Origin of the sequence: Prosthecobacter debontii (assembly GCF_900167535.1) — a bacterium.
Classification (GTDB): Bacteria; Verrucomicrobiota; Verrucomicrobiia; order Verrucomicrobiales; family Verrucomicrobiaceae; genus Prosthecobacter; species Prosthecobacter debontii.
Genome location: NZ_FUYE01000036.1, coordinates 1 through 8,891, shown reverse-complemented (window position 1 = coordinate 8,891; position 8,891 = coordinate 1). Strand labels below are relative to the sequence as shown.

7 protein-coding genes are annotated in these 8,891 nt (G+C 58.5%); 6 read left to right on the top strand and 1 reads right to left on the bottom strand.

Annotation, left to right across the window (positions count from 1 at the left end):
• Positions 1 to 50 precede the first annotated feature (50 nt).
• On the top strand, positions 51 to 1,211 hold the full coding sequence (locus B5D61_RS25290) for a pyridoxal phosphate-dependent aminotransferase (protein WP_078816219.1): 1,161 nt from the start codon (positions 51 to 53) through the stop codon (positions 1,209 to 1,211).
• Positions 1,212 to 1,235: 24 nt separating this feature from the next.
• On the opposite strand, the gene B5D61_RS25285 is transcribed toward B5D61_RS25290, so the two are convergent.
• Positions 1,236 to 1,787, bottom strand: a complete 552-nt coding sequence (locus B5D61_RS25285; protein WP_176159674.1) for a YqgE/AlgH family protein — start codon at positions 1,785 to 1,787, stop codon at positions 1,236 to 1,238.
• A 213-nt stretch (positions 1,788 to 2,000) separates the two neighbouring features.
• Here B5D61_RS25285 and B5D61_RS25280 point away from each other — a divergent pair, with 213 nt between their 5' ends.
• The 5 genes from B5D61_RS25280 to B5D61_RS25260 all read left to right on the top strand — a co-directional run bounded on the left by B5D61_RS25280 (position 2,001) and on the right by B5D61_RS25260 (position 8,729).
• Positions 2,001 to 3,470 carry an ArnT family glycosyltransferase gene (locus B5D61_RS25280; protein ID WP_176159673.1) on the top strand — a complete coding sequence of 490 codons (1,470 nt, stop codon included), beginning with the start codon at positions 2,001 to 2,003 and terminating at the stop codon, positions 3,468 to 3,470.
• A gap of 59 nt (positions 3,471 to 3,529) precedes the next feature.
• Entirely contained in the window at positions 3,530 to 4,138 is a 609-nt protein-coding gene (locus B5D61_RS25275; RefSeq protein WP_078816216.1) for a phosphatase PAP2 family protein, read from the top strand.
• Between the two features lie 390 nt (positions 4,139 to 4,528).
• The gene (locus tag B5D61_RS25270; protein WP_176159672.1) at positions 4,529 to 4,897 is read left to right on the top strand and encodes a Uma2 family endonuclease; all 369 of its coding nucleotides are present in this window, start codon (positions 4,529 to 4,531) and stop codon (positions 4,895 to 4,897) included.
• Positions 4,898 to 4,970: 73 nt separating this feature from the next.
• Positions 4,971 to 5,141, top strand: coding sequence for a hypothetical protein (locus B5D61_RS26550; RefSeq protein WP_176159671.1), 171 nt, complete (start codon positions 4,971 to 4,973; stop codon positions 5,139 to 5,141).
• A 633-nt stretch (positions 5,142 to 5,774) separates the two neighbouring features.
• A complete protein-coding gene (locus tag B5D61_RS25260; RefSeq protein ID WP_078816213.1) occupies positions 5,775 to 8,729 on the top strand; it encodes a M28 family peptidase in 2,955 nt (984 codons plus the stop codon).
• The last annotated feature ends 162 nt before the right edge of the window (positions 8,730 to 8,891 follow it).

Here is an 8,891-nt window from a genome sequence, read left to right as displayed (position 1 = left end):
CTTGACCCCTTGACCTTTGGACATTCCCCGCTCTAGCATCGCGACTTTCCATGCCCCAGCCTGCACGCCGTCTCGAAGTCTTCACCGAATCCGTCATCCGTGAGATGACCCGCTTGGCGAACCGTCATGGTTCCATCAACTTGGCGCAGGGCTTCCCGGATTTCGATCCCCCGGCTGAGTTGATCGATGCGCTGGCCACGGCCATTCGTGGCCCGCATCATCAATACGCCGTGACGTGGGGAGCACCGCGCTTCCGTCAGGCGCTGGCGAGGAAGCAATCGAAGCTCACCGGGTTGGACATCGATCCAGATCGGCATCTGGTGGTCACCTGTGGCAGCACGGAGGCCATGATGGTGGCGATGATGACGGCCTGTGATCCGGGCGACAAGGTCATCGTCTTCTCCCCGTTTTATGAGAACTACGCGGCCGACGCGATTCTCTCCGGGGCCATTCCGGTGCACATCACATTGCACGCGCCTAACTTTGAGTTTGATCGAATGGAGCTTCGCCAAGCCTTTGAACAAGGCGCAAAAGCCATCGTCATCTGCAATCCGTCCAATCCCTGTGGCAAGGTGTTTACCCGGGAGGAGCTGCTTTACATCGCGGGATTGGCGGAGGAGTTCGATGCTTTCGTGCTGATGGATGAGGTGTATGAGCACATCGTCTATGCGCCGCATCAGCACACTTACTTCGCCACACTGCCCGGCATGTGGGAGCGCACGCTGAGTTGTGGCTCCTTATCCAAAACGTATTCCATCACGGGTTGGCGTTTGGGGCATGTGATTGCGCCAGAGAATCTCATTTCGCGTGCGCGGAAGGTGCATGACTTCCTCACCGTCGGGGCCGCAGCGCCTTTGCAGGAAGCAGCCATCACCGCACTCGAGTTCCCGGATAGCTACTATGCCGATCTCCAGCGTGACTACGATGCGAAGCGGGATCTTTTCCTGGGTTACATGCGCCAGACCGGCTTGCCTTTCACCGAGCCTCAGGGCGCCTATTACACGCTTTTAAACATCAGTTCGTTAGGCTTTACCACCGATACCGAGGCCGCCGCCTGGATGACCGAAACCGTGGGTGTCACGGGTGTGCCAGGCTCCAGCTTCTACCGAGAACCTGAGCACCGCTTCATCCGCTTCCACTTTGCCAAGAAAGAAGACACCCTCCGAGCCGCAGGGGAGAAGCTGGTGGAGGGCCTGCGACGTGGAAGGTGATGGGATGAGATTAGGCTGCTACGGCTAGTTCAGCTCCACCTGCTCGGGGGTGCTGCCCATGAGTTTGAAAAGCGGGCCCATCTCATGAAGGACAGCGCTCCAGAGGGTGCCGCTCTTGTCGCTATTCAGAATCACTTGCTTCGCTGGCGAGATAATCCAGGAGCGGCGTTGGATTTCCCCCTCAATCTGGCCGCCGGACCAGCCGGAGTAGCCGACGAAACCACGCACGTCATGGCCCATACTCAATTCATGCAGAGCATCAGCCACAGAGAGGTGCGTCTGGCAGCGGAGGGTGCTCTTGCGGCGATTCCAGTGCAGGGAGGCAAAGGCCAGTTTATCGGTCGCCACTGGGCCGCCAATGAAGACCGGCACCTGGCCGAGAGCGCCGAGTTTTTGGTCAGGCAGAAGATCGGCCACGCGTTGTTCCAGAGGACGATTGAGCACATAACCAAAGGCGCCATCTTCCGCCGTATGCGCCGCCACAAAGATGACCGCGCGTTTGAAGTTAGGGTCCTGCATGGAGGGGACGGCCAGCAGCAGATTCCCGGTCAGGAGGGTATCGGAAGGCTCAGACATGATGCTTTTGACCGCAAAGGTAGGGCCAACGTTGCACTTTTGCATGGAAATTTCTGCGATTAAAACATGGCGATGGCGTGTGTTGCCAGCCGGGATTCTCTCTCTAGCCTTGGGCGCTTGACCGCTTTGACCTCCCCCACCTCTTCATCCGACCTCTGGACCCGGCGTTTCTTCGGGTTACTGGGCGCTGTCTTCGTTTTCAGGCTCCTGTTCATGCTGTTTTTTACCTCCCAGGCCGACTTGGCCGGAGATGAGGCCTACTACTGGGATTGGGGGCGGCGGCCCGATTGGGGGTATTTCAGCAAGCCCCCCATGATCGGCTGGCTGATGGGGGCCATCGGCTGGCTCACGGGGAATGCGGAGTGGGGCGTGCGCTTGGCTCCGCTGCTCTTCGGCACGGCGACGCTGGCGGTGCTGTTTACCCTCACGCGGAAGTTGTTCAATGCGGGCACAGGGTTCCTGGTGGCCCTGCTCATCCTGGCCACACCGGCCAATATCGGGATGAACCTGTTTTTCACCATCGATGCCCCGCTGCTGCTGTTTTGGTCGCTGTCTCTGCTGCTGTTCTGGCTGGCGGCGGAAAAGCCGAGCTGCCTGTGGCGTTGGCTGGGGCTGACGTTGGCCATCGGCCTGGGCACGCTGAGTAAGCAGATGATGCTGGCCTTCCCTGCCATGATGGTCATCTTCGCTGCGGTCTCGAAGGAGGACCGAGCGCTGCTGAAAAACCCGCGCCTGTGGGTGACCATCCTCCTCGGCACGGCCTTCATCACCCCAGTGCTGTGGTGGAATACCAAACATCAGTGGATCACCCTGGAGCATACGAAGCATCATTTCGAGACCCACAGCCTGAGTGTGGGCAAGTGGCTGGAACGCACTCTGGAGTATCCAGCGGTGCAGGCGCTGGTGTATTCCCCCATCACCTATGCCGCCCTGCTGGTGGTGGTGTTTCTGGCTTTCAAACACTGGCGCAGCCTGGATCGCCGGGCGCGTTATCTGCTGCTGTGCTCCGGTCCGGCGCTTGTGGCTTTCTTTGGACTGTCACTGCGTCAAAAGATCAATCCGAACTGGCCGGCCGTCTTTTACGTGCCCGCCTTCATCCTGCTGGCCGCCTGGGTCCAGGGTGGACTGCCTTTTGCCGCAAAGCCTTTCTGGAAAACGTGGTCCCTGCGTGTGGGCGGTGCCTTGGTGGTGATCGCGCATCTGTTTCTGCTGGTGGTCTTCCTCACCGATCTCAAAGGCCACAAGAAGCTCAATGAGATGCGTGGCTGGACGGAGACGGGCATCCAGGCAGGCAAATTCCTCGACCAAGTGCCTCGGCCTGAGCACACCTTTGTGATGACCACGGGCTATCGCTATGATGCCGCGCAGCTCGCCTTCACCATGCCGCAGCATCCTCAGTTGTATCGCTGGGAGCGCTCGGGCAAGGTCTTGTCTCAATACGAAGTCTGGCCCGGGCCGGAAGAGCGCTTGGGCGATGATGCGCTGATCTTTAAAAACGGCGGCGATAAGCCCGGCGAGATATTTGCCGGGGTGGCCAAGCACTTTGAAAGCATCGAGCGCCTGGGCCGCGTGGAGGTGAATCTGGGTAAGGACAACACCCGCGCCTACGACGTCTTTCTCGGGCGCAAGCTCCTCTCTTGGGACAAACCGGGCGTCAGCCAGCCCGCGAAACCGACTCCCTAAATATTGAATACCGATTACTGAAAACTGAATACTGAATACTGAACCCTGATCCCCCGCCCATGCCCTCCTGGGACCTGCCCCTTCTGGAAAAGATCAATCATGGCTGGAGCCATCCCGTGCTGGATTGGCTGATGCCTGCTGTCTCGGCGATCAATGCTTGGGTGCCTCTGCTGGTGGTGATCGTCCTGCTCATCCTCTGGCGTGGAGGACGGCAGGCTCGGCTCATGATCCTGTGCCTCGCCGTCGCGGTGGGGCTCAGCGATGGCGTGATCTCCAATGTCCTGAAGAAGAGCATCGGCCGCGTGCGCCCACGGGATGCCGTGGCGGGGCTGATCGTGCGGGATCTGGGGCCCGGCAAACCCGAATTCATGCGCCTTTTCCAGCCCCCTGTGCAGGAGCCCAGCAAGGTGCGTAAGGAGACCCGAGGCAAGTCTCTCCCCAGCAGTCACACCGTGAACATGTTTGCCCTGGCGACGGTCATCGCACTGTTCTATCGCGGGTGGGGAGCCTTTGCGTATGGGCTGGCCTTTCTTGTGGCGTTATCCCGTCTCTACGTCGCCGCCCACTGGCCCAGTGACGTGGCCATTTCCCTGGGACTTGGGGTCCTCATCGGCTGGGGCACGGTGAACGCGATCATGGGCTTCTTAGAAAGCCGGGCGCGAGGGTGAGGTGGGCCGGGCGAGGCAAATTCATCAAATTCGCCAAATTCGCAGGCAAAACGTAGGGTGGGTTTGTCCGGCTATGGACGCACTTTTCATCTTAACTTGCGTTGCCGGATAACCCGCCTTTTCGAAGGATGGGGTTAGGTCCATCATGACCGCAGACCTTGCCGCCTTTTCCCAGCAGGCGGGTTATTCTGCAACCCGATCCGAGATGTGAGCCACCTCGCCAGCAGAACAAACCCGCCCTACGGCCCCAAGCCAAATTCATCAAATTCGCCAAATTCGCAGAGCGTGTGTGTGGAAGGATGGATACCCCCGAGAGGGCCCCCAGAGATTGCTTGAAGCCATCCTGGAATGAAGCGACCTGGGAGATGTTCCCTCAAATTCTCTTTGGCCATGTCTGCTGCGCTTAAGCTTCCGCGAGTGACAGAGGAGGAGTATGAAGAGATCTTGGCCAAGTCCGATGTCAAACTTGAGCTCCTGGAGGGTCAAGTGCGTTCCATGGCTGGAGGCGGAGCCAGTCATAGCTTGGTGAAGTCGAATACGGTCCGGCATCTGGGGAATGCATTCGCAAAACGTCCCTGCCGTGTTTATGACCGTGACATGAAGGTCAAAGCTGAGGCCAATGGCATGAACAGCTTTCCAGATGCGTCTGTGGTGTGTGGTAAGCCTGAGTTTAAAGACGAGAAGCAACTGACACTGCTGAATCCCGGATTGATTGTGGAAGTGCTATCTCCTGCGACAGAGGCTTTTGATCGGGGATGAAGTTCCTTCACGATCGCGCAATCCCCAGCCTGCATACCTACGTGCTTATCTCCATGGGGAGCCTCGGGTGGACGTGTATGAACTGAATGCCGAGGCCCATTGGCAACTCGAAACCTTCCGTGGGCTAGGGAGTGTGCTGCGCTTCGTTCATTGCGCTGTCGAAATCCCCCTGGATCACTTCTATGAGAAGACGGAGTTTGCTCCTGCATGGCAGGAACAGGAGTCGGAGTCAGGCATCGTTTAGGGTGGGCTTCACATCCTCCCGGGCCTAACTCGATGCATCGAGACGCGGGGGTGTGTTTTAAAATTGGGGAAGAGCTCGTTCTGACTCAACCCAGAGGGCCCCGTGAGCGAAGCGCCGAATAACTGCGTTGCCCACCTTGGAGCTAGGTCACTCTAGCCCCCTCGGCGTTCGCCTTGCTCTTCAGCACTTTCTCACGGGCGAGCCTCTCCCGAATTTTAAAACACACCCCAGGCTCTTCCCTCGACACTCAGGGGCGGCTGCGCATTCCACTTGGGCGTGCGAATTTGGCGAATTTGATGAATTTGCCTCTTCATCGTGAGGGGCCGTCCCAAGTAGCCGTCGTCAGACGGTGGTCCGGGAGTGTCAGCGAGTGTCGCAGTATACACACGGTCTGCGAATTTGGCGAATTTGGCGAATTTGCCTCTTCATCGTGAGGGGCCGTCCCAAGTAGCCGTCGTCGTCAGACGGTGGTCCGGGAGTGTCAGCGAGTGTCGCAGCATACACACGGTCTGCGAATTTGGCGAATTTGGCGAATTTGGCGAATTTGCCTCTTCCTGACGACCGCTCTTCCCCTCCCGCATCTTCCCTTGACTGCAAGACGGGTCTGCGTGCGTATGTTTCCTCATCCGAACCATGTCCATGCGCCTGCGATTGCTCGTCCCTCTCTGTCTGTCCTTGCCCCTCGCGCCTGCGTTGGCGCAAACGGAGGCAGATTACCTCACGAATGCGCGTCAGCTCACCTTTGAAGGGCGTCGCTCCGGCGAGGGTTATTTCAGTGCGGATGGCACGAAGATGGTCTTTCAGTCCGAGCGTGAGGAAGGGAACCCCTTTTACCAGATCTACCTCATGGATCTGGAGACGGGTGACCAGGAGCGCATCTCCCCCGGCATGGGCAAGACCACCTGCGCCTGGATGCACCCGGATGGCAAGCGCATCCTCTTTGCCAGCACCCACACGGATCCAAAGTCCAAGGAACTCCAGGCCGCAGAATACAAGGACCGTGAGACCAGCCGCGTGCGCAAATACTCCTGGGACTACGATGAGCACTACGACATCTGGGAATACACGCTGGCCGATCGGTCCTTGAAGAACCTCACGCAGACGCAAGGCTATGATGCCGAGGGAGCCTATTCCCCAGATGGTAAATCCATCGTCTTTGCCAGCAATCGCGCGGCTTATCAGCGAAAGCTGTCCACAGAGGACGAGGAGCGCCTGAAGGTGGATAAACAATACTTCATGGACATCTACGTGGCGGATGCAGATGGTCAAAATGTGCGCCAGCTCACCGATGTGCCGGGCTACGATGGGGGTCCGTTTTTCAGCGCCGATGGCAAGCGCATCTGCTGGCGTCGTTTCACACCGAAGGGGGATGTGGCGGAGGTCTGGACGATGAATGTGGATGGTAGCGATGCCCACCCGGTGACCAAGCTCGGTGCCATGAGCTGGGCCCCGTATTTCCACCCCAGTGGGGACTACCTCATCTTCACCACCAACCTGAACGGCTTTGCCAATTTCGAACTCTACATCGTGGATGCCGCAGGCAAGCACGAGCCGGTGCGCGTGACTACCACCGATGGCTTCGATGGCCTGCCGGTCTTCAGTCCCGATGGTCAAAAACTCTCTTGGACTAGTGGCCGCACCAGCAATGGTCAGAGCCAGATCTTCATGGCGGATTGGAATGATGCAGCGGCAAGGAAAGCGTTGGGGTTGGTCAAAGGCGAGCCGTCATCAGTCAAGGAAGTCAAGAAGGTGGAGCAGCCCGACTTCAGCCTCACCAAGAGTGACATCACACCGACTGACCTGCGCCAGCATGTGACTTATCTCGCCAGTGATGAGCTGGATGGCCGTCTGACCGGCACGGAGGGAGAGAAACTAGCCACGCAGTATGTGGCGGATGTGTTTAAAGGCATCGGCCTCGTGCCCTATGGTGATGAGGCGTGGTTCGAGCCCTTTGAATTCACCGCCGGGGTGGCCCTGGGCGATGACAACCGCTTGTCGCTGCAAGGAGCAGAAGAGGTGCCTCTCACCACCGATAAAGACTGGCGTCCGTTGTCATTCTCTCAGTTAGGTGAAGTGGCTGCCAGCGACATCGTCTTTGCCGGATACGGGGTGGAGACACCGGATTCTGCTACGGGTGAGGATGGCAAGCCCATGGAAACCTACAGCAGCTACGCGCACCTGGAGGTGAAGGATAAGTGGGTCATGGTCTTTCGTTATCTGCCGGAGGGCATCAGTAAGGATCGGCGCAATGAACTGACTCGCTATGCCAGCCTGCGGCACAAAGCCCTGGTGGCTCGACAAAAAGGCGCACGCGGTTTGATCATTGTCAGCGGACCGAATAGCAAGGTGGTGCAGCAGCTCGTGCCGATGAGCTTTGACGCCTCCCTGGCCAGCTCCGGCATCGCCGCCATCAGCATCACCGATGCTCTGGCAAATCGATTGCTGAAACCTGCGGGTAAGACCGTGAAGGAACTCCAGGACAAACTGGATACCGGCGATCTCATGGGCGGCATCAACTGCGAAGGCCTGAAGCTCTCGGCGAAGATCGACATCCGCCAGGAAAAGAAAACAGGGCGTAACGTGCTGGGTGTGCTGCCTGCACGCGATCAACCCGATCCGCATGTGGCTCCGCTCATCGTGTGTGCTCACATCGATCACCTCGGCAGCAAGGGCGGCAGTAACTCCCGTGCCAAGGGTGATGAAGCCAACATGATCCACCACGGCGCGGATGATAATGCCAGCGGAGTGGCAGGCGTCATCGAGATCGCCCAATGGCTGGCGGATCTGAAAAAGCAGGGCAAGATCAAACTCACCCGTGATGTGATCTTCGCCACCTGGTCGGGTGAAGAACTCGGCTTGTTAGGCAGCAGCCACTATGTCGAGGCTTTGGCCAAGATGTTCCGGGGGGATCCGAATGGTAAGCTCACCGGCATGTTTGCCGCGTGTTTGAACATGGACATGATCGGGCGTTTCCAGAAGACCCTGGTTTTACAAGGTGTCGGTTCCAGCACCTGGTGGCCCAAGGAGATCGAGAAGCGCAATGCGCCCATCGGTCTGCCCATCACCACGCAGACGGATGCTTATCTCCCGACCGATAGCACCATCTTTTATCAGCGTGGCATCCCCACGCTGAATGCCTTCACCGGCAGTCATGAGGACTATCACAAGCCCAGCGATACCGCCGACAAGATCGATTATGACAACGCCGCCAAGATCACCCGCCTCATGGGCTTGATCGCACGTGGCGTGGCGACAGCGGATACCAATCCCGATTTCGTGGCCATGGAAGCTCCGAAGAATAAGGACAGCCGTGGTGGCCTGCGCGCCTATCTGGGCACCATCCCTGACTACGCTCAGGGCGATATCAAAGGCGTGAAACTCAGCGGCGTGTCCCCGGTCGGCCCCGCAGGCAAAGCCGGGGTCAAAGGGGGTGACATCATCATCAAACTCGGCGGCAAAGAGGTGCTCAACATCTATGACTACACCTCCCTCATGGGCGAGCTGAAGATCGGCCAGGAAACCACCATCACTGTCCTACGCGCAGGCCAAGAGGTGGAACTGAAGATCACTCCCGGCTCACGGGAGTGAGGAGCCTGGCCAGTGATGCGGCCACTCCTGGCCGCAAGGAAGTCCGAGAGATACACTTGGCTCATTCAGTGGCGAAGTCGTTAGAGGGTTCTTTTCGTGGTCTTGGGCTGATTGGAAGCTCGCTCGGCCTTCGAGCTGCGGGCAGGAGTGCCCGCATCACTT

What these genes read in the sequence shown, in the direction of transcription:
- B5D61_RS25290 (WP_078816219.1), top strand. Translation starts at nt 51, where the DNA reads ATGCCCCAGCCTGCACGCCGTCTCGAAGTCTTCACCGAATCCGTCATC.
- B5D61_RS25285 (WP_176159674.1), bottom strand. Translation starts at nt 1,787, where the DNA reads ATGTCTGAGCCTTCCGATACCCTCCTGACCGGGAATCTGCTGCTGGCC.
- B5D61_RS25280 (WP_176159673.1), top strand. Translation starts at nt 2,001, where the DNA reads ATGCTGTTTTTTACCTCCCAGGCCGACTTGGCCGGAGATGAGGCCTAC.
- B5D61_RS25275 (WP_078816216.1), top strand. Translation starts at nt 3,530, where the DNA reads ATGCCCTCCTGGGACCTGCCCCTTCTGGAAAAGATCAATCATGGCTGG.
- B5D61_RS25270 (WP_176159672.1), top strand. Translation starts at nt 4,529, where the DNA reads ATGTCTGCTGCGCTTAAGCTTCCGCGAGTGACAGAGGAGGAGTATGAA.
- B5D61_RS25260 (WP_078816213.1), top strand. Translation starts at nt 5,775, where the DNA reads ATGTCCATGCGCCTGCGATTGCTCGTCCCTCTCTGTCTGTCCTTGCCC.